General features: G+C 53.6%; 15 protein-coding genes and 6 tRNA genes. 4 read left to right on the top strand and 17 right to left on the bottom strand.

The window, feature by feature from the left end; genetic code table 11:
- Nucleotides 1–27: 27 nt before the first annotated feature.
- Both NH461_RS09595 and NH461_RS09590 read right to left on the bottom strand, forming a co-directional pair.
- A complete protein-coding gene (locus tag NH461_RS09595) occupies nucleotides 28–3,174 on the bottom strand; it encodes an ExeM/NucH family extracellular endonuclease (RefSeq protein ID WP_261600137.1) in 3,147 nt (1,048 codons plus the stop codon).
- 46 nt (nucleotides 3,175–3,220) lie between these two features.
- Complete coding sequence (locus NH461_RS09590) at nucleotides 3,221–4,303, bottom strand: porin (protein WP_261600136.1); 1,083 nt, start codon at nucleotides 4,301–4,303, stop codon at nucleotides 3,221–3,223.
- A 329-nt stretch (nucleotides 4,304–4,632) separates the two neighbouring features.
- Between NH461_RS09590 and NH461_RS09585 the strand changes: the two genes are divergently transcribed.
- The 3 genes from NH461_RS09585 (at nucleotide 4,633) to NH461_RS09575 (ending at nucleotide 8,536) form a co-directional block, all read left to right on the top strand.
- A complete protein-coding gene (locus NH461_RS09585; protein ID WP_261600135.1) occupies nucleotides 4,633–5,988 on the top strand; it encodes an MBL fold metallo-hydrolase RNA specificity domain-containing protein in 1,356 nt (451 codons plus the stop codon).
- Nucleotides 5,989–6,091: 103 nt separating this feature from the next.
- Nucleotides 6,092–7,603, top strand: a complete 1,512-nt coding sequence (locus NH461_RS09580; protein WP_261600134.1) for a thymidine phosphorylase family protein — start codon at nucleotides 6,092–6,094, stop codon at nucleotides 7,601–7,603.
- Nucleotides 7,604–7,615: 12 nt separating this feature from the next.
- Nucleotides 7,616–8,536 (top strand): ribose-phosphate diphosphokinase, encoded by a 921-nt coding sequence (locus tag NH461_RS09575; protein WP_261600133.1) that lies wholly within the window; start codon nucleotides 7,616–7,618, stop codon nucleotides 8,534–8,536.
- A gap of 149 nt (nucleotides 8,537–8,685) precedes the next feature.
- Here the strand turns inward: NH461_RS09575 and NH461_RS09570 are convergent.
- The 10 genes from NH461_RS09570 to NH461_RS09525 all read right to left on the bottom strand — a co-directional run bounded on the left by NH461_RS09570 (nucleotide 8,686) and on the right by NH461_RS09525 (nucleotide 13,394).
- Nucleotides 8,686–8,762: transfer RNA gene (locus tag NH461_RS09570), tRNA-Val, on the bottom strand.
- 47 nt (nucleotides 8,763–8,809) lie between these two features.
- Nucleotides 8,810–8,886: transfer RNA gene (locus NH461_RS09565), tRNA-Val, on the bottom strand.
- A 59-nt stretch (nucleotides 8,887–8,945) separates the two neighbouring features.
- A tRNA-Val gene (locus NH461_RS09560) sits at nucleotides 8,946–9,022 on the bottom strand.
- A gap of 47 nt (nucleotides 9,023–9,069) precedes the next feature.
- A tRNA-Val gene (locus NH461_RS09555) sits at nucleotides 9,070–9,146 on the bottom strand.
- A 58-nt stretch (nucleotides 9,147–9,204) separates the two neighbouring features.
- A tRNA-Val gene (locus NH461_RS09550) sits at nucleotides 9,205–9,281 on the bottom strand.
- A gap of 45 nt (nucleotides 9,282–9,326) precedes the next feature.
- Nucleotides 9,327–9,403, bottom strand: a tRNA-Val gene (locus NH461_RS09545).
- A 193-nt stretch (nucleotides 9,404–9,596) separates the two neighbouring features.
- Nucleotides 9,597–10,406, bottom strand: a complete 810-nt coding sequence (locus tag NH461_RS09540) for a ParA family protein (RefSeq protein ID WP_261600132.1) — start codon at nucleotides 10,404–10,406, stop codon at nucleotides 9,597–9,599.
- A 65-nt stretch (nucleotides 10,407–10,471) separates the two neighbouring features.
- Nucleotides 10,472–10,732 carry a DUF5062 family protein gene (locus NH461_RS09535; protein ID WP_261600131.1) on the bottom strand — a complete coding sequence of 87 codons (261 nt, stop codon included), beginning with the start codon at nucleotides 10,730–10,732 and terminating at the stop codon, nucleotides 10,472–10,474.
- A gap of 132 nt (nucleotides 10,733–10,864) precedes the next feature.
- Complete coding sequence (locus NH461_RS09530; RefSeq protein ID WP_261600130.1) at nucleotides 10,865–11,914, bottom strand: DUF3080 domain-containing protein; 1,050 nt, start codon at nucleotides 11,912–11,914, stop codon at nucleotides 10,865–10,867.
- Between the two features lie 109 nt (nucleotides 11,915–12,023).
- A complete protein-coding gene (locus NH461_RS09525; protein WP_261600129.1) occupies nucleotides 12,024–13,394 on the bottom strand; it encodes an MATE family efflux transporter in 1,371 nt (456 codons plus the stop codon).
- A gap of 239 nt (nucleotides 13,395–13,633) precedes the next feature.
- Here NH461_RS09525 and NH461_RS09520 point away from each other — a divergent pair, with 239 nt between their 5' ends.
- Entirely contained in the window at nucleotides 13,634–14,242 is a 609-nt protein-coding gene (locus NH461_RS09520) for a riboflavin synthase subunit alpha (RefSeq protein ID WP_261600128.1), read from the top strand.
- A 63-nt stretch (nucleotides 14,243–14,305) separates the two neighbouring features.
- Here the strand turns inward: NH461_RS09520 and NH461_RS09515 are convergent, their stop codons facing one another.
- The 5 genes from NH461_RS09515 to hutU form a co-directional block, all read right to left on the bottom strand.
- The gene (locus NH461_RS09515) at nucleotides 14,306–14,509 is read right to left on the bottom strand and encodes a CPXCG motif-containing cysteine-rich protein (RefSeq protein ID WP_261600127.1); all 204 of its coding nucleotides are present in this window, start codon (nucleotides 14,507–14,509) and stop codon (nucleotides 14,306–14,308) included.
- Between the two features lie 401 nt (nucleotides 14,510–14,910).
- A complete protein-coding gene (gene hxpB / locus NH461_RS09510; RefSeq protein ID WP_261600126.1) occupies nucleotides 14,911–15,564 on the bottom strand; it encodes a hexitol phosphatase HxpB in 654 nt (217 codons plus the stop codon).
- A gap of 201 nt (nucleotides 15,565–15,765) precedes the next feature.
- Nucleotides 15,766–16,632, bottom strand: coding sequence for a fructosamine kinase family protein (locus tag NH461_RS09505; RefSeq protein WP_261600125.1), 867 nt, complete (start codon nucleotides 16,630–16,632; stop codon nucleotides 15,766–15,768).
- A 239-nt stretch (nucleotides 16,633–16,871) separates the two neighbouring features.
- Complete coding sequence (hutH, locus tag NH461_RS09500; protein WP_261600124.1) at nucleotides 16,872–18,404, bottom strand: histidine ammonia-lyase; 1,533 nt, start codon at nucleotides 18,402–18,404, stop codon at nucleotides 16,872–16,874.
- Nucleotides 18,405–18,425: 21 nt separating this feature from the next.
- On the bottom strand, nucleotides 18,426–20,120 hold the full coding sequence (gene hutU / locus NH461_RS09495; RefSeq protein ID WP_261600123.1) for a urocanate hydratase: 1,695 nt from the start codon (nucleotides 20,118–20,120) through the stop codon (nucleotides 18,426–18,428).
- Nucleotides 20,121–20,141: the final 21 nt, after the last annotated feature.

Raw genomic sequence — 20,141 nt, 5'->3', positions numbered from 1 at the left:
TTGCTCCCTTGTCTTGCTTAACGTGGCTTAGCGCTTATTGCGGCGCAGGAAGCCAAGGCCCAGCATTGATAGCAGACCAAACAGGCCGAAAGAACCGCCGCTGCCGTCATATGGCTGTACAGTGGTTTTCGGGGTCAGCGAATCACGTTTAATAACGGTGACCTGCATGGTGCGGGTCGCTTCTGTTGTAGCCGCTTTGGTCAGCGGGTTGAGCAATTCCATGGTTACCGTGTAATCACCTGGCTTGATGCCGTTGACATCAAACATCACGGTCTGGTCGCCGCTCTCTTTCAGGGTGACTGACGGCAGCGCTACGTTGGTCATGTCCGCCGGTGCTGGGGAGAACGAAATCTTGGCAATTTGCCCCGCTGTTCCGCCTTTCACTGGGTAGGCCACTTCGATTCGGTCACTCTTACTCGCCAGGATCACGCGCTCGCCTGCGGTTTCACCGTAGCCATAACCCAGGGCGATAATCGCGGAATCATGGTCAGAAGAGCGGAATGCATTGGCACTGTAGAGGCGGTCGATAACCGTTGAGCTGCCCTTATTCTTATGCTTGTAATCAAACAGTGGCGACTCGGAAGAGTTAATATGCCAGTCTGTCGCATCCAACAGTTTGGTTTCCAGAGTTTTGGTGATCAGGACATGATCCAGTGAGCCGATTTCGTCATTGTACGAGTAGCTCCAGCTGGTGCGTTGATTGGCTTCATCCTTCAGGGATACGGCATTGATATAACCATAGTCTTCGGTGATGACGCCACCGTTCTCACCAAACTGAGGCTTATAGCCAATGAAAGTATCGCGAGCGGCTTTCAGGGTTTTCCCAGCAGGGATTGTTGTCAGCACCAGCATCGGGTCTTCCTGAGCGTAAGAGTTCATGTCGCCCATGACGACTCGATCACCACCGATCTTAGCCATTTCTTTCCCTAAGTGATCAGCAGCTGCAACCCGGAAGTTTTCGCAAGAACCCTGGAAGTCATCATCTTTGACATCGTCTTTTGCCGGATCAAAGTTGTCCCATTTCTCCCAGCCTTGCCAGTCTTCCCAACAAGTTGAGCCTTTAGATTTCAGGTGGTTGACGGCTACGGTCAGTTTCTTACCGGTATTGTTCACCCAGAAGGTGGCAGCCACGGTATCCCGCTGGTAGTTCTTGCCGCTCTCACGGATTTCGCCTTTGCTGTCGACGATTGCTGCGCCGTTCTCATCGGTGATCATCGGTGCCTTCTGGTACGGCATCGGGATGACTTTCGAGAATTCCAGCGTCACCTTGCTCGGGCGGTAGAGCAGGCCGGATGAAATCGCATCACCGCCGATGGCGTCCAGGTCGTCCAGTAGGGCGTTGCCGTCAGAATCGAAACCAACGAAAACATATTTGTTTTCAACCGAGTTTTTGTAATGGCGCGCAGAGTAGCGATCGTCGGTGTATTTCTCGTTTACCGCGTTGACCAGCTCTGTGATGGCGCTGTAGTCGCCAAAACCGTTGTTCTCGATTTCCATCAGGCCGATGATATCGGCATTCAAGCCATAAACCGCTTCAACAATTTTATCTTTCTGCTTGATGTACTCAATCTCACTCTCGGCGCCTCGGTTGTCGCCATGCTGGTTGTCTGCACCGCCGTATGGTGAGTTGAAGAAGTTCAGCACGTTTTGGGTCGCAATGCGGATTGGGAACTGCTCGAACGTGGTCTCATCGTTCAGCTCGGGTGAGGATGTCCGCGGTGTGTTTCGGGTGATGTTCTTGCTGGTGATCTCATTGGTTGGGACCAGACGGAAATCACCATAACTATAGGTGATCATCCCTTCCAGGCCGACAATACTGTCATTCACCCGGATGTAGTTACTGTGTGGTTTGGTGTTGAAATCCGGGTAGTACGGAATTTCGCCGCTTGGCGCTTTCTTGTCGGAATCGACAAACAGACGGTAATTCTTGTTCTGGCTGGCCTGAAGCTGCGATTCCACGCTACCCGCCACATGTTGCTGGTTCGGCTGCATGTTCGGACGAGTGTAGGCCAGCACCATATTGTCTCGGCGGCTGTCATAGTCGTAGCTGAAGGTCCGCGACACTCGCATGTCCTGGTCGCCTTGTTGGCTGCTATCCATATCTTTTGGCAGCCTGACCTTCATGCCTTCATGGCGCTCCAGCGTAGCACGGAAGTTCTCACCGTCTGCCGGGATGCGAACCAGTTCTACCGCTGACGGAACTGGTGCATCTTCTTTCACTTCCCACTGATCATCTGTCGGCAGAATCTGTGTCAGGCCATAAGCTTCTTCAACTTTACCAATCACACAAACCGTTTTGCCGACTAGGCTTTCATCCACAAAAGCTTCTGTGGCCACAAACACGCCGTCTGAAGTCAGCTCATTATTATCGCTTTGATACAGGTAGAAGCCTTTCATCAGGCTGCTGCCCACTGCGCTGACCACACCTTCAATTTGATATTCGGTGTCGCTGATAAATTTACCGTCTGCGATCAGTGGCGAGCGGTAACCGGTGCCCTGAACTTCACCAATCACTTTGGTTTCAAACTTACCAGCGGCGTCAGTACATGGGGTTGGTGCTACCGCTTTTTCAGCAAGCGCCGGATCCCCTAAACCGTTAAAAGTATTTTTGGCTTCGAAGAGCCAATCGGTAGGGGTATAGGTGCTCTTCTGGGCGTTCGCTGTATTGTAGCGACGGAGGGTGACATCTTTCCCCCAGTCATCAGCACTGTCCAGTACACCAACAATATCAAGAATTTTTGGTGTTTCGCCGGACATATCTCTTAGCGCAATGGCATCATTGCCATTATGGGAAACAGAGGTCGTTGGAATTGCTTTAGAACCGTATGCTTTTCCATTTGCAGAAACGGCATCAAGTAAATTCGTATCGCTATTACTTGGATTTGGCTGGTGGATGATAATGGATTTGCCGGCAGGAATAGTCTCGCCACTTAGCGCAGGATCTCCTTTGGAATTTACAACTGTACTCCACTCCTTACCGTCTTTCTGGCGGGAAAGCTCGATATGTGCCGGGAAGGTGTAATCCGTCGCCCCTAGGTTGGTCAGTTCAATGGCTTTGTTGTAGCTCGAGCCTTCGACATACTCGGAAATAATAATATCGTTGATATCCGCCAGTGCAGGGGCGGAGAGAGCGGTAGCAATGGCCGCAGAGAGGACAGTAATTTTCTTATTCATTGTGAGTTCTCATTCGTCAGTCGCAGATAGCGTATTCACAAAATGTTTAGAAGTAGACACGGGCGTAGGCGTAGGCATCCTGGGCCGCTTCGCCGACGTTACCTTCAATCGCGATCACCGAAGAGCGGGTCGGCTTGAAGTTCACGCCCAGGGTGCCCCAGGTGCGGCTGTTGCCCCAGTCGGTGTTTTTACCGTCCCAGAATTCGCTATCCGCTTCCCACTTCTCATAAGATTCGTAGTTTGCCGAACCTACAAACTCCCATTGCTCGGTCAGAATGTATTTGGCAGAGACCAGTGCACCTTCGTTCTTTAAGGTCTGGTAGTCGTTAAAGGCGTAAACCTTGTTGTTCGGGTCTGTTGCATCCACGGTTGTCTTCGACTGGGCAATGTCTTCTTCTTCGTAGAAGGCATTGAGGCCGAACAGCAGGCTGTCGGTCAGGGCAAAGCGCATGCCGAAGCCAACGAGTCGTTGCTCACCATACTTCGATTCGCCTTCAGACCCGGCGCGACCTTCCAGCCCCACCACGGCAGAGAAGCGGTCGCCGAAGTAGCCAAGATAACCGTTCACTACGTCACCCAGCAGGGCACCGGAAGACGATTGGGCGTTGTAACTGTATGAGGTGCCCAGTTTCACGCTGCCATAAGTCCCTTCATATTTGACGGTGGCATCCTGATCGCCTGCTTCACCGGTTTCGACGGTGGTATCAAATGTAAAGTCGCCCCACTTGTCGTAGTCGTCGAAGGCGGTGTCGGTCAGGCCAAATTCAACGTAGTGGTAGTCATTCAGGATGTAGCCCAGGTACAGCTTGTCGATGCTCAGCACCATATCGCCGGAGCCGTAGGCCCAGTTTTCGCGCTCGTAGTCGACTTCAAGGCGATACTGCAGATCGCCGTTGTTGCCTTTAACCCCGAGTGTGGCGAATGAATCGTCAATGTAGCCCTGATCGGCATAGAACTCGCCGTATTCGTAGTTGGCACCGAAGTGGCCGCCAACGCCGACTTCACCGTACAGGTTCATGGCGTTGCCATGTTCGTCCTGGTAAATCTTGGCTGCATGAGCGCTGGATGCGCAGAGCAGGGCAGAAACAAGTGCCGCAAGTTTGGTTTTGTGAGCCGTAGTCATCTTCATTATTTGACCTTAGAAAGTGTTAGATTTTTAACATTGAATCGCAAATAACTGTCTATATGCTCACACTTAGAGTAATTACTCGCAATCGGTTGCTTTTGAAATTGTGATAACTGTCAACAATATGCCTTTATAGAATAGAAACCATGTGATTACATTCTGTTTAAAGTGTGATTATTTTCACGCAACTAACATCAGTCGATGACGGCCTGATGACGACTCGGTTGCGCAGAGATGGCATGGTCATGCCCTAAAGCGGGGATGAAATTTCGTGGAATGGCGCCAGCGACACTACTATTGATGGAGCACCTTCTTTTTAGTTGTGGAAAACGATGAAGATTTTCTGTCTTGGTGGTTGTGAAACGGTCACGGGATCGAAATTTCTGGTGGAGACTCAAACCACCCGGATTTTGATCGACTGTGGTTTGTATCAGGGTTACAAGTGGTTGCGTCGACGGAACTGGCAGCCGCAACTGTTTGATATCGATAAATTGGACGCCATTGTGCTGACCCATGCACATTTAGATCATTCCGGCTTTATTCCGGTGCTCTATAAGCGCGGATATCGGGGACCGGTGATCACGCACAGTGCAACAAAAGAGCTCTGCGCGATTTTGCTGGCCGATAGCGGACATTTGCAGGAAGAAGATGCGAATTTTTATCACAAGCATCAGCTGAGTAAGCACGAAAAGCCGGAGCCACTCTATGATCGGCCGACCGGGGAAGCGTCGATGGCGTTGTTTCAGTCGGTCAATTACGAGGAAACGTTCGAGGTTGGGGATATCCGGCTTCGACTGCAAAATGCCGGTCATATTCTCGGGGCAGCCAGTGTGATCCTTCAGGCGGAAGGCAAGGTGATCGGATTCTCCGGGGATGTCGGGCGCCCGGATGACATTCTGATGCGCCCGCCGGAACCACTGCCGACTCTGGATATGTTGTTTCTGGAGTCCACTTATGGGAACCGGCGGCATGATGCCGGCGATCCGATGGCCGCGCTGGCCGATGTGGTGAATCGTACGGCGCAGAAAGGGGGAACCTTGTTGATCCCCAGCTTCGCGGTCGGACGTGCCCAAACCTTGCTGCACATGTTATCGCAACTGATGGCTGAGAAACGGATCCCCAAACTACCGACTTACCTCGACAGCCCGATGGCGATTGATGTGTCTGATATTTATTGCCGTTACGCAGTGGAGCATAAGCTGAATCCGGATCAGTGCCACGCGATGTGTAACGTTGCAGTGTTTACCCGCACGGTGGATGAATCGAAGATGATTGCTGAAAAGCAGGGGCCGATGATTATTATTGCCGGTAGCGGTATGGTGACGGGCGGGCGGATTCTGCATCATATGAAGCAGCGATTGTCGGATCACCGCACCACCATCCTGTTTGTCGGTTACCAGGCTGGCGGGACCCGCGGCGCCAAAATGCTGGAAGGCGTTGAGCACGTTAAAATCCACGGGGATTGGGTCGCAAACAGGGCCGAAGTTGAAGTGATTGAAGGTTTGTCGGGGCACGGGGATTATGTCGATATCATGGCGTGGCTGAAACGCTCTGCCTTACGTCAGCATACTCCCATCCAGCTGATCCACGGCGACCCGGATGCCCTCGAAGGGATGCGGGATCACCTGCAACAAACCACCAAATATCGGGTCGATATCGCCGGATACCAGAGCATTGTGACCATTTAACCGGAGATTGACCATGCGGGTGAGTTCGTATGGGGCAAGACAGCCAGGACGTTGTTGAGATCCGATGGGCAATGGATAACCACAACATGAGGTGCCGAACCGTATGGAGAAGAAGCATCTGCTGACCGCAATGAAAATGGGGATTGATACCCACCAGGAGCCGGTGGTCTATATGCGGAGTGACTGTCATATCTGTCGCGCCGAGGGGCTGGTGGCCAGCTCCCGGGTTGCGGTTGAATCGGATGGGCAGGTGATTATTGCGACACTGAATGTGGTGGCGAAGCACGTGATACCGCACCATCATATCGGGTTTTCTGATGTGGCCTTTCAACGCCTCGGGGTTGCCAGTGGTGATCAGGTTCTGGTGAAGCATGTGCCCTTAGTGCCTTCGCTGAGCGCGCTGCGGAAGAAAATTTATGGCCACGAGCTCAATGATCTGGATATCCGAGCCATCATTGCGGATATCCGGTCCCATCATTACAGTGACATCGAGATAGCCAGCTTTCTGACGGCCTGTGCCGGTCAGCGGCTGAGTTCCATTGAGATTATTGCGCTGACGCGCGCAATGGTCGATTGCGGCAAACGGCTGACTTGGCCCGGGCATGAGCGGGTGTTTGATAAGCACTGTGTCGGCGGGCTGCCGGGAAACCGGACGACCCCCTTGGTGGTGGCAATTGTCAGTGCCGCCGGATTGGTGATCCCGAAGACCTCGTCGCGGGCAATCACATCACCCGCCGGAACGGCAGATACCATGGAAACCCTGACGACGGTGGATCTGCACCTGACACAGTTGCAAACCGTGGTGGAGCAAACCGGTGCCTGTCTGGCTTGGGGTGGAGCGGTGAGCCTGAGTCCGGTAGATGAAGTGCTGATCCGGGTCGAGCGAGCACTGGATCTGGATGGCGAAGGACAACTGATTGCTTCGGTGTTGTCGAAAAAAATTGCTGCCGGTTCTACCCATGTGTTGATCGATATTCCGGTCGGCGAGACGGCCAAAGTACGGAACCAAGAGGATGCCTACCGACTGGCGGAGCTCTTCCCGTTGGTCGGTTTGGCGCTGGGGTTGAACGTTCGCTGTGTGATCACCGACGGCAGCCATCCGATTGGTTTGGGGATTGGTCCGGCGGAGGAAGCCAGGGAGATCCTGGCCATCCTCAAAGGTGAAGCCGGGCTGGCCGGTGAGCTCAGGACGCGGGCGTTGCAGTTGTCGGCTGAGTTGCTCGACTTTGCGTTTGGTGAGGGGCTGGATGCCGCGTTGGCTCAGGCCACTCAAATCCTGGACAGCGGTGCTGCCTGGGCGCAGTTTCAGCGAATTCTTCAGGCGCAAGGCCCGGTGAAAATCCTACCGACCGCGCACCATCAGCAGGTTCAGTATGCCCTGCACAGCGGCAAGGTGTTGCGAATCGATAATCGTCGCCTCGCCCGGTTAGCGAAGCTGGCCGGGGCCCCGAATGAAGCCAGCGCAGGCCTGCGTTTTCATGTGGCTGTGGGGGACTGGGTTGAAGAAGGGGCGCCGCTGTTCACCCTGTTGACGCAAAGCCTGGGTGAGCGGGATTATGCCTTGGCGTACTACCGGGAAAACTTAGATATGTTTGTGATTGGCGACGGCTTGTAATCGAGGTGGCTGATGACTGAAGAAAGGGTGCAGCTTCACCCGCAGCAGAATCATCCGGTGTTGTTTGCGCTGACACCGCATCCGTTAGCCCGGAGTTTGGGTCAGCAACTGCCGGCACAGCCGGGGCAGCTCGATTCCCGGCGCTTCCCGGATGGCGAGTCTTACCTGCGCGTGGAAAGTGATGTTAGCGGGCGGCCCTGTATCATTCTGGCAGATCTGTCCCGGCCGGATGACAAGTATTTGCCGATGGTCTATCTGGCGGCGACCTTGCGTGAACTCGGTGCAACCAGTGTGGGGCTGGTTGCGCCTTATCTTTGCTATATGCGTCAGGATTTTCGGTTTATGCCGGGAGAAGCCGTAACTTCGCGTATTTTTGCCGGACAATTGTCCCGGGAGATGGACTGGCTGATCACCGTGGATCCGCACCTGCACCGTTATCAAACTCTGGATGAGATTTATACGATCCCGACTCGGGTGCTTCATGCAACATCACTACTGACGGCATGGCTGGCAGCAAGGGAACAGTTGCTCTTGATCGGGCCTGATCAAGAAAGCCACCAGTGGGTGTCGGATGTTGCGACACAAAGTGGCCATCCGTTCGTGATTGGCACCAAGTTGCGCCGTGGCGATCGGGATGTTCAGGTGACGCTGCCGGATCTTCGTCCGTATCAGGACCGAACAGCGGTGATCATTGATGATGTGATTGCCAGTGGCGAAACTTTGCTGAAAACCGTCGATGCCTTACAGGCCCAGGGGCTCGGAACCATTGACTGCGCGGCCATTCACGGTATTTTTGCCGATAGCTCGGATCAACGGTTATTGGATAAAGGGGTGCGCCAGCTGATGACGACTAACTCGATTCCATATACCGGACCACAGCTGGATTTGACGGCTTTGTTGCTGGCGCCAATACGTGAGTTTGTCGCCCGCTAGTTTTTTCGGGTATCGCTCGGTCTGATACAGCTTGGCTCAGTAAAGACAGGCCCGGTAAATCTGGTTCCGAGACAGTTTGTCGACAGTGACGTCGGAATACAAAAAAGCCTGTTCCAAAGAACAGGCTTTTCAATCTCTTTCGAGGAAAATGGTGCGTCTGAGTGGACTCGAACCACCGACCCCTACCATGTCAAGGTAGTACTCTAACCAGCTGAGCTACAGACGCAAATTTTGTTACATTATTTCGAATCGTTTGGGTTGAACGTTCGAAATTGGTACGACCGAGTGGACTCGAACCACCGACCCCCACCATGTCAAGGTGGTGCTCTAACCAGCTGAGCTACGGTCGTATTGTTTTTGATGCACTGCGTTTATCGACATGAATCGAAAGGGCAGGGCATTCTTAATTTGGTGCGTCTGAGTGGACTCGAACCACCGACCCCTACCATGTCAAGGTAGTACTCTAACCAGCTGAGCTACAGACGCAGATTTTGTTTCAGTATTTCGAAACGTTCTGGTTTAACGTTCAAAATTGGTACGACCGAGTGGACTCGAACCACCGACCCCCACCATGTCAAGGTGGTGCTCTAACCAGCTGAGCTACGGTCGTATTGTTTGTCATGCGCCGCTTAATTGACAAGAATCGAAGGAGCAGGGCATTATCAAATTGGTGCGTCTGAGTGGACTCGAACCACCGACCCCTACCATGTCAAGGTAGTACTCTAACCAGCTGAGCTACAGACGCAGATTGTTCACAGTATATTGAATGTTCTGGTTTAACATTCAAAATTGGTACGACCGAGTGGACTCGAACCACCGACCCCCACCATGTCAAGGTGGTGCTCTAACCAGCTGAGCTACGGTCGTATCACTGAACTGTCATGTTCCTGAGAACAAGGTGGATATTAAACACTTCATGATGGGGGCGCAAGTGCAACTATCCATAAAAACTGAAAAAAGCGCGTGTTTGCTTACTGTTTACGCAAAGCGTAAGCCAAACCAGCAACAACAGGCTTAAAACCAGCATCATGACTTCGGTTTTCCAAAGAGTAATGCCTTGTTATTGTTCAGTTTCTAGCCTGCTGGGTGCGGTTTGCTCCAGATGTTCAAATAACTGTTCAAAAGCTTGGGTCAGCTTGTGATTCGGGAGCATATGGATCAGCGGTTGCTGGTGGTAATGTGACTCTTTCATTTTGACTGACAGAGGCAAATAGGGCTTGAGGATCGGTAAACCGATGTCACTCAGATCGGCAATGATTTTGGCCGGAAAGTTTGCCTGGGCGTTGAACATGTTGACAATCACGCCTTCGACTTCAAGCCGAGGGTTATGATCTTCGCGAAGCTCGGCGACATTATTGAGCAAGGTCATCAGGGCTTGCTGGGAAAAGCTGTCGCAATCAAACGGGATCAGTAGCCGCTGTGCGGCAATGAGTGCAGCTTTACTGAAAAAGTTAAAGTTGGGCGGGGTATCAATGTAAATGCGATCATAATTTTTTTCGAGTTCATCGAGCGCATCCCGGAGCTTGTAGATTTTGTAGCGGCGCTCGAGCTCAGATTCAATTTTCTCCAGTTTGGGGCTGGACGGAATGATATCTAACTTGGGGAATTGCGTCGGTTGGGGAAAGGCTTTGACCGGCGTGGAGACTGAAAACCAGCCGACGGTTTGATTCAGCAGCTCAGCAATATTTTTACTTTGATCTGCCCCGGCGTCATCGCGGGGATCGTAGCCGAGATAATGGCTGCTGTTGCCCTGAACATCCAAATCGATCAGCAGTGTTCTGTAGCCATGTGCCGCGCTCAGCGCTGCCAGGTTTGCCGCAATGCTTGATTTCCCCACGCCACCTTTTTGGTTAAATATGACTCGCCGCATGTCTCCCTTCCCTGGATGATGTTGAATCAAAATACGTTACCTGACCGCGGTATGCGTCGCAATGCTTATTTCAGCAACTCGTGATCCGGGGGCAACAAGCGGGAAATCCACAGCACCAGCTTATGCTTCATATTGGGACCGTCTTCTTGTTCCGGAGCCAGTGGTGTAATTTGCTTGGCCGCAACGAGCAGGCGGTAAATACATTCAACCTTGTCTTTGGCCGAGACGCTTTTATCCAAATCGCCATAGCCCTGCTTGTGCGCAAAGGCAAAACCTAATTCCAGTGCTTTTTTCAGTAATTTGGCATCGTTTTTATTCTTTTTCATTTGTATTCCTTCCCTATGCGATCCACCTATGTGCCTGATAGCACAGCTAAGTTCATCATAGAGGGATTCCCCCGGGATAGATAGCCCGGGTTGCCTCCGGTGTTGGTTGGACGAGTGCTAGTTTGCGTAGCATTAGTTGGATTGGTGCTGCAAACCGACTTTGATCTGGCAGCGTTTGAACGTGCGCTGCCAAAAACGGACATGGTTGAGGATGGCCTGGCGATAGTCCTGATAGAGCTGACCGGCGACGTAATAGTCATAATAGGGCGCGAACCGGGGACCGAGTTCTGTTGGTGGGTTCAACAACGTCCGTAGTGGTCCCTGGATCTGCTGGTACTGGCTGTCGAGTTCGGTGAGATAAGGCTGCAGGTCGGCGGCAAAAAAACGATAGAACACATTACTTAGATATTCCGCTTGCTGCTGGTTGCGGTTTGCGCCGCAGATGACCGCGGATTCATGGGCTTCCAGCAACCGGGTGGTGGTGTTGAGCCAGTCGCTGGCGCGGGCCATCGAATAGACGAGCTGGCCGAAGTAACGAAAGGTGTGAATGGCTGCTTGATGATGGAGTAAACCTTCCGCCTGCTTGGGTGGCAGAGTCTCTTCCCGGATAATTCGTTGGTGAATATGTTGCAAATAGCGCATCGCCTCCTGGTTCTCTGTGGCACCGGGGAAGCTGTCCAGCGGAAAGGCGTGGGTGAACAGGTTCAGTTGCCGGCGCCATTCTTCCCCCGTTGTCAGCATGTTCCATAAATAATGCGGCAGCTGCCGGCGTTTTAAGGCGTGAAACTGTTCAAGCTGGGGCCGCAGCTCTGAGTCTTCCGGTAACGTACTAAGGCAGTATTCCAGCCCGTCCATAAACAGCAGCTCATAGCGCATCTGGCGGGTCTTATCCTGAAGTTTGCCCAGGGTTGAGTTTCGCTCTGCGATGAGCTGGAACAGGCCGCACTTTCGGAGCTCATATGCATCGAGCAGGCCGATTCGGATTTCCTCTATCGGCAGAAGCAGATCACGGATATCCGGCAGGGGTGGTGTTTGGGTCTTTGGTGCGGCAGGTGTCGGCACCTCCAGGACGCTGGCGAGGCGTTGTTGATAGATTTCGAAACTGGCTTCCGAGCTATTGCGCTCACACCCGAAGAGGGCGAAGCAAAGGAGGAGTACAGCGATCGCAGGGCATTTTTGCATCACGTAAGCTTATGTTTTTTATCATTGCTTTCTCTATTATGGTTAACTTTGGCGCAAAAAGAAAAGGCGACCTGAGTCGCCTTGTCATTCGAAGGGGGAGGTGCTGTGCTTATCGCAGCGACATTGCCAGTTGGAACTGGTTGTCCTGATGATGTACCCAGCGCATCCGCACGGCCAGCATGACGGCGGCGGACGTCAGGCCGATGATGTTTCCGTACCAGAAGCCGTGCGGACCCATTGGTGCTACCACCCAATCGGTCATGCCCAGAATGTACCCGGACGGCAGGCCCAGGATCCAATAGGCAATAAAGGTGCGGGAGAAAATCGCCTGCATATCTTTATAGCCGCGCAGGGCACCGGCGGCAACCACCTGGACTGCGTCACTGCACTGGTACACCGCGGCCAGGAACAGTAGTTGACCGGCCAGCAGCACAACCTCAGGATTGTCGGTGTAGAGCAGGGCGATTTCTTCTCGAAACACAACAGTCAAGATTGCGGTGATGAGGGACATTCCGATCGCTACCATTATCCCGCTGTGGCTGGCAATTCGGGCTTCATCAATCTCTTCTTTCCCCATCAGGAAACCCACCCGGATACTCAGTGCTGCGCCGAAGCTCATCGGCAGCATAAAGATCAGGGAGGAGAAGTTGATTGCCACCTGGTGCGCGGCCACCACAATCGAACCCAAGGGAGAGATCAGCAGGGCAATCGCTGCAAACAGGGAAACTTCAAAAAACAGCGAGGCTGCGACCGGGAAGCCCAGCTTAAACAGGCGCAGAACAGCCTTCGGCTGCGGCTGGTACAGGGTGGTAAACAGACCCGCTTGCTTTAAACGCTTGTTGATAAACACGTAGATCAGCATTGCGATGAACATCAGCCAGTAGACAATCGCGGTTGCGACCCCACAGCCAACCCCGCCCATTTCCGGTGCGCCGAATTTACCGTAGACAAAGATCCAGTTCAGCGGAATGTTCGCGGCCAGGCCGATAAAGCCGATGACCATCCCGGGAATGGTCAAAGACAGCCCTTCGGAGAAGCTTTTCAGGGTTTGGAAGAACAACAGGCCGGGAACAGCGTAGAGTACCGCATGCAGATAGCCGATGGTTTTCTCAGCCAGAACCGGCTCGACGTCCATCAAATCAATCAGCATTCCGGCGTTATAGAGCACCAGAATAATCGGAACGGACACCAGCGCAGAGAGGACAAATCCATGCTGCACTTCAAACGGGATCTTTTCTTTTTTTCCGGAACCATTGAGCTGGGCAACGATCGGCACCAGCGCAATCAGCAGGCCGACCCCAAACAAAATAGCCGGTAACCAAATACTGGCGGCGACGGAAACGGCCGCCATGTCGGTGGCGCTGACGCCACCGGCCATGACGGTATCGACAAACCCCATGGCAGTTTGGGCCACAGATGCGATCAGTACCGGAATGGCTAATTTCAAGAGATGACGGGTTTCTCGCCAATAGTTTTGCACGGGATGCTCCTGGAACAGGGTAAGAGAAAGGTAATACAAATGTGCTGAGCGGTGAATTATAGCGCGATAATAACGTGACACAATTGTTAACGACTAAAAAACGCTGTGATTTCGGAAATCCTGGCCGGAATTTCCCGCTTGCCCGTTAGCACCTGCCGGGAAAACGGACTGGTTGTGCTAGGATACGCTTTTCAAGCGGTATCCATGATTCGGATACCGGATTTTCCTCTGGAGTATGTATGTTTACCGGGATTGTTCAAGGGACCGCAGAAGTTGTTGAGATCATTAAAAAAGAGCAGTTTCAGACCCATGTGATTCGCTTACCGCAAGCGTTGCTCTGTGGGTTGGAAATCGGTGCATCGGTTGCCCATAACGGCTGCTGCCTGACCGTAACGGCGATTGAAGGCGATCGGGTTGCTTTCGATCTGATGCAGGAAACGCTCAAAGTAACGAACCTGGGTCGGGTGGCGGTGGGCGATCACGTCAATATTGAGCGGGCGGCGAAATTTGGCGATGAAATCGGCGGCCATTCGATGTCCGGTCATGTGAACTTCACCACCGAGATCAGCGAGGTGATCACTACCCCGAACAATTGTACGCTGTGGTTCAACTTACCGGAGGACTACAGTAAGTACGTGCTGCGTAAAGGTTATATCGGCATTGACGGCTGTTCGCTGACCATCGGTGAGGTGACTGACGCGCGGTTCTGTGTCCATTTGATCCCGGAGACGCTGAATCGGACGCTGTTTGGCCAGCGTCGCGCTGGTGATTGGGTCAATATTGAAATCGACCCGCAAACGCAGGCGATCGTCGATACCGTTGAGCGCGTGTTGGCAGCCCGGTCCTAACCAGAATGATTGCCGTCCGGCTCTGAGCCTGCGGGGTTGTTTCGTGATTTCGCAGGCTCTGGATCAGAAAATCTGTTCGTCGTCGGCATCGACGAATAAGTTGATGGTGCGATGTAAATCATCGACTTCCATGGTCAAATGAATGGCATGGCAGCACGCTGGACAGTCGTCATAGAATTCCTGACTGCCACCGCTGGTATCTAAGGTGATGCGGATATTGTGGCCGCAATGCGGGCAGATCACCCCTTGCTCTGTAATATTTTTCATTGTTGTACTCCTTACTGAAGTGCTGAGCACGTCAAGCCAGATTCCTTGCTGTTCAGTATTCGCCTCTGGAGAGATTCGAGTGTCGGACAGAGGGAATCAAAATCCTTTCAAATCAAGGCTGTTTGTGGACGACTGGCATCCTCCATTTATCTAAACTGTAGCGTTTTGTGTTGGTTTTTGCTGAAAATTAACCATAAAGTTTGATAGCTGGAGCAATTTAGAACAAATTGCGAGGAAAGTGTCTGGGAGGGGAATTGTTGTGCTGGTAATTTATCGTTTTATCAGAGCGGCGCGAAAAGATAAAAAGTCAATTTCGGAACATTGCGCTGCAAGCAAAAGATAAAAATGAGAGGTAAAGACAGGGCGCTGCTCTTTACCTCTGAAGGCTGCGAAAAATGGCGCTACAGCGCCTGAAGCAAGTCGCAACTTACTTCGTTTAACGAGCGAAGTTTGTGGTCTGCAATCGCCCAGCGGGCATCATCGGCAAAGTGAAGTTCCGGAACGGCGATCCCCTTCATTTGCGCGGCTTTGGCCGCCAGTAGTCCATTCACCGAATCTTCAAAGGCAACACAGGCCTGAGGCGGAACACCCAGTGCGTCGGCGGCATTGATATACACTTCTGGATGTGGTTTTCCGTAGCGAAGATGCTCGGCCGACAGAACCGCGAGAAACTTATCTTCCAGAGAGAGCGCCTGCAGGGTTGATTGGATCAAACGCATCGGCGAAGAAGAGGCCAGAGCAATTTTTAGCCCGGCTTGTTCGCACACCTGAATCGCTTCCAGCACCCCCGGCAGCATGGGTTTGTGCTCGTTGATCAGAGCTTCGACCCGACTGACAATCAGGTCGGTGACGGTAGCGCAGTCGTTCCCTTGCCAGGGCTGTTTGGCAAACCAGAACTCGACCACCTGATCAATCCGCAGTCCTGTGGTTTCCCGGGTATCTTCCAGCGTGATCTGAACACCCTGCGATGTTAGTACTTCAATTTGAGCGCGTTGCCAGAAAGGTTCTGAGTCGACCAGCAGGCCATCCATATCAAAAACAGCAGCTTGTAACATGTACATCTCTCAATTTTCACGACGAGCGGCAAGTCGGATTCGCACTCATCTGAATATCTGACGATTCGCACGTTCTGACTTGTCGGAAAGCCTGAAGATAACACAAGATTGTGGCGCTCGTCATGGTATGGCGCGGAAGGTCTCGGGGCGTGTGCCGGGGTGGCGGGACAGATGCCCGCCACCGTGCCGATGGCTGAGGGGTTAATCGAGCAGTCCGAGTTTTTCAATCAGGTGCTCGGCTTTGGCGATATAGCTGCCGCCGAACAGGTTACAGTGATTGAGGATGTGGTACAGGTTGTACAGCTCTTTTCGCTCCTGGTAGCCTTCGTCCAGGGGCCAGATGGCTTGGTAGCCTTCATAGAAGCGGGGCGGGAAGCCACCAAACAGCTCTGTCATCGCGATGTCGCATTCCCGATCGCCCCAGTAGCTGGCCGGATCGAAGATGATTGGGCCGGTGACGGTGACGGCGGTATTGCCATGCCAGAGGTCGCCATGGAGCAGCGACGGTTTGGGCTGGTGGTTCATGAGCAGATCGATGACCCGGCTGGTGATGGTGTCGATATTGCCGAAGTCGATGCCTTTTTCCAGGCAAAGCTGGAGTTGCCAGGCGATGCGTTGTTCGGCGAAGAACCGGCACCAACGGCGGCGCCATTTGTTGGGCTGCGGTGTCAGGCCGATAAAATTGTCGATATCGAATCCGTACTCGGCTTGCTCGCCCCAAGCATGCAGGCGTGCCAGTTCTTGGCCTAATGCGTAGGCGCTGTCGTCATCCAGAACTTTGGTGGGCAGGAAATTTAAGATCAGAAAGGCGTGCTCGCGGGAGATCCCCAGATGCTGGACTTCCGGAACCTGGATGCACCCGGCTTCCTGCAGAATGCGCAGGTTTTCAGCTTCGGCTTCGAAGGTCACCAGTTGTTCGCGATCGTTGAGTTTGACAAAGAAACGGTCGTTGCCATCGCTGATACAGTAGCAGTCATTGACATCGCCGCCCTCGACGGGCTCCTTTTCGGTGATTGTGAACGGTTTTCCCAAAACATCAGAAAGCTGGTGAGATATTACTTGCCACATAGCATCCTCCACGGCCCATCCAGGTATAACCAGTCAGAAGTTACCTGTTCTTTCAACATCCTAGCCTAATTTTTGAACACGTTACTGTGCGTTCATCAAGGTTTTAGCGCATTGACTTCTGATCTGCTCATCCAAGCATAGCCAAAGCTGACCGGGTTGGCGGCCTGAACAGATGACAAAACCATGAAAAAAGCCGGAAAGTCTTCCGGCTTTGGGTGAGGGATGGGTGATCGTGCTGCTTACAGGCTTGGCAGAAGCGTTGCCGGCATCAGGGCATTGAAGCTTGCTTCCAGCAGTAATTGGTTTGCTTTTTCGATATCCGGCGCAAAATAGCGGTCCTTATCGTAGAAGCTGACACGTTCACGCAGCTGGGCTTTGGCCGTTTCAATTCGTACCGAACTCTTGCTCGGGCTACGGAAATCCAGACCCTGAGCAGCGGCCAGCAATTCAACCGCCAGGATCCCCCGGGTATTCTCAGCCATGTCTGCCAGGCGGCGACCGGCGAACGTGGCCATCGATACATGGTCTTCCTGGTTTGCCGAGGTTGGCAGGCTGTCGACGGAAGCCGGGTGGGCCAGGGTTTTGTTTTCACTGGCCAGGGCAGCTGAGGTCACCTGCGCAATCATGAAGCCGGAGTTCACGCCGCCGTTATCAACCAGGAATGGCGGCAGTTTGCTCAGCGCGCTGTCAATCAGCAGAGCCATGCGACGCTCTGATAGGCTGCCGATTTCAGCAATCGCCAGCGCCAGGTTGTCGGCGGCCATGGCGACCGGCTCGGCGTGGAAGTTCCCGCCGGAGATGATGTCGTCATCTTCCGCAAACACCAGTGGGTTGTCGGACACTGAGTTGGCTTCGACTTCCAGGATGTCCGCGGCGTGGCGGATCTGCTGCAAACAGGCGCCCATGACTTGCGGCTGACAGCGCAGGGAGTAAGGATCCTGTACTTTTTCACACTGCTGGTGGGAAAGACCAATTTCGCTGTCTTTATCCAGCATGTGACGATATGCCGTGGCAGCATCAATCTGGCTGCGATGGCCGCGAACACGGTGGATGCGCGGATCAAACGGACGACGGCTGCCCAGTGCGGCATCGACGGACATAGAGCCGCACACAGTCCCGGCCGCGTACAGATCTTCCGCTGCAAACAGACCTTCCAGCGCAAATGCTGTGGATGCCTGGGTGCCGTTCAGCAGTGCCAGACCTTCTTTCGGTGCCAGGGTGATTGGTTCCAGACCGGCAATTTTCAGCGCCTCAGCACCACTCAGGATTTCACCTTTGTGACGGGCCTGACCTTCGCCCAGCAGCACGGTGCTCATGTGTGCCAGTGGCGCCAGGTCGCCGGACGCACCGACGGAGCCTTTCTTCGGAATACACGGGTAGACTTCGGCATTGACCAGCTGCATCAGGGCATTGACCACCAACGGACGGATGCCGGAGAAGCCGCGAGACAGGCTGTTAATCTTCAGCACCATCATCAGGCGCACGGTCGCGTCGTCCATGAACTCGCCAATCCCGGCGGCATGGGAAAGGACGATACTGCGCTGCAGGGTTTCCAGATCCTCGACGGCGATGCGGGTGTTGGCCAGCAGGCCAAACCCGGTGTTGATCCCGTAAACGACACGATCTTCAGCAATGATCCGTTCAACCGCAGCGGTACTGGCCAGCATGCCTTCCAGCGCAGAGTCATGGAGAGACAGTGAAACGCGCTGACGGTTCACTTCACGCAGCTGTTTCAGTGACAGTTGACCCGGATTGATTTCTAAATGGTACATACAACGTCCTTTTCGCAATCGTTATTTGGTAGTGATCATTGGCAGGTCCAGACCCTGCTCTTTGGCACAGTTAATGGCAATATCGTAACCGGCATCGGCATGACGCATGACGCCTGTGGCCGGGTCGTTACGCAGCACGCGACCGACACGCTCGCCCGCTTCGTCAGAGCCGTCACACACGACAACCATCCCTGAGTGTTGTGAGAAGCCCATCCCGACACCGCCGCCGTGGTGCAGCGAGACCCAGGTGGCACCGGATGCCGTGTTCAGCAGGGCGTTCAGCAGCGGCCAGTCAGACACTGCATCAGAGCCGTCCATCATGCCTTCGGTTTCACGGTTCGGGCTGGCAACAGAGCCAGAGTCCAGGTGGTCACGGCCGATGACAATCGGTGCTTTCAGCTCACCATTTTTCACCATTTCGTTGAAGGCTTTCCCCAGGCGGGCACGGTCTTTCAGACCCACCCAGCAGATACGCGCCGGCAAGCCCTGGAACTGAATACGCTCGCGCGCCATGTCCAGCCAGTTGTGCAGGTGCGGGTTGTCCGGGATCAGCTCTTTCACTTTCTGATCGGTTTTGTAGATATCTTCCGGATCGCCGGACAGCGCTGCCCAACGGAACGGACCGACACCTTCACAGAACAGTGGGCGGATATACGCCGGAACGAAACCTGGGAAATCGAATGCGTTCTCAACGCCTTCTTCCAGCGCCATCTGACGGATGTTGTTGCCGTAGTCCACAGTCGCCGAGCCGGCTTTTTGCAGATCCAGCATCGCCTGAACCTGAACAGCCATAGAAGCTTTTGCCGCTTTCACCACTGCTGCTTCGTCTTGCTGACGCATTTCAGCCGCGTATGTCATGCTCCAGCCTTGTGGCAGGTAGCCGTTCAGTGGATCATGGGCTGAGGTCTGATCCGTGGTGCCGTCCGGGACAATACCGCGACGAACAATTTCCGGATAGATATCGGCGGCATTGCCCAGCAGGCCGACGGATACTGGTTTGCCGGTTTGCTTGGCTTCTTCAACAATCGCCAGCGCTTCATCCAGCGAAGTGGCTTTACAGTCGACATAGCCGGTGCGCAGACGGTAGTCGATACGGCTTTCATCACACTCGACTGCAATCATCGAGAAGCCGGCCATGGTTGCCGCCAGGGGTTGAGCACCGCCCATGCCGCCCAAGCCACCGGTCAGGATCCAGCGGCCGGATGCGTCACCGTTAAAGTGCGTTTTCGCCATTGCCACGAAGGTTTCGTAAGTGCCCTGAACGATGCCCTGTGAGCCGATATAGATCCAGCTCCCGGCAGTCATCTGACCGTACATCATCAAGCCTTTCTTATCCAACTCGTTAAAGTGCTCCCAGTTGGCCCAGTGCGGGACCAGATTGGAGTTGGCGATCAGGACACGCGGCGCATTGGCATGGGTCTTAAAGACGCCGACCGGCTTTCCGGATTGAACCATCAGCGTCTCGTCTTCTTCCAGGCGTTTCAACACTTCTACAATCTTGTCGTAGCATTCCCAGTTTCGTGCAGCACGGCCAATCCCGCCGTAAACCACCAGCGAATGCGGGTGTTCCGCGACATCCGGGTGCAGGTTGTTCATCAACATTCGCAGCGGCGCTTCTGTCAGCCAGGATTTGGCATTGAGCTGAGTTCCGGTCGGTGCTTCGATGGTCCGTGTTTCATCTAAACGTGGATTCTGTTGCGTCGTAGATTGTGTCATTTGGCTCTCCTTGCTGTGCCT

The organism is Photobacterium sp. TY1-4 (genome assembly GCF_025398175.1).
Taxonomy (GTDB): domain Bacteria; phylum Pseudomonadota; class Gammaproteobacteria; order Enterobacterales; family Vibrionaceae; genus Photobacterium.
This window is presented reverse-complemented; position numbering and strand designations above follow the sequence as displayed.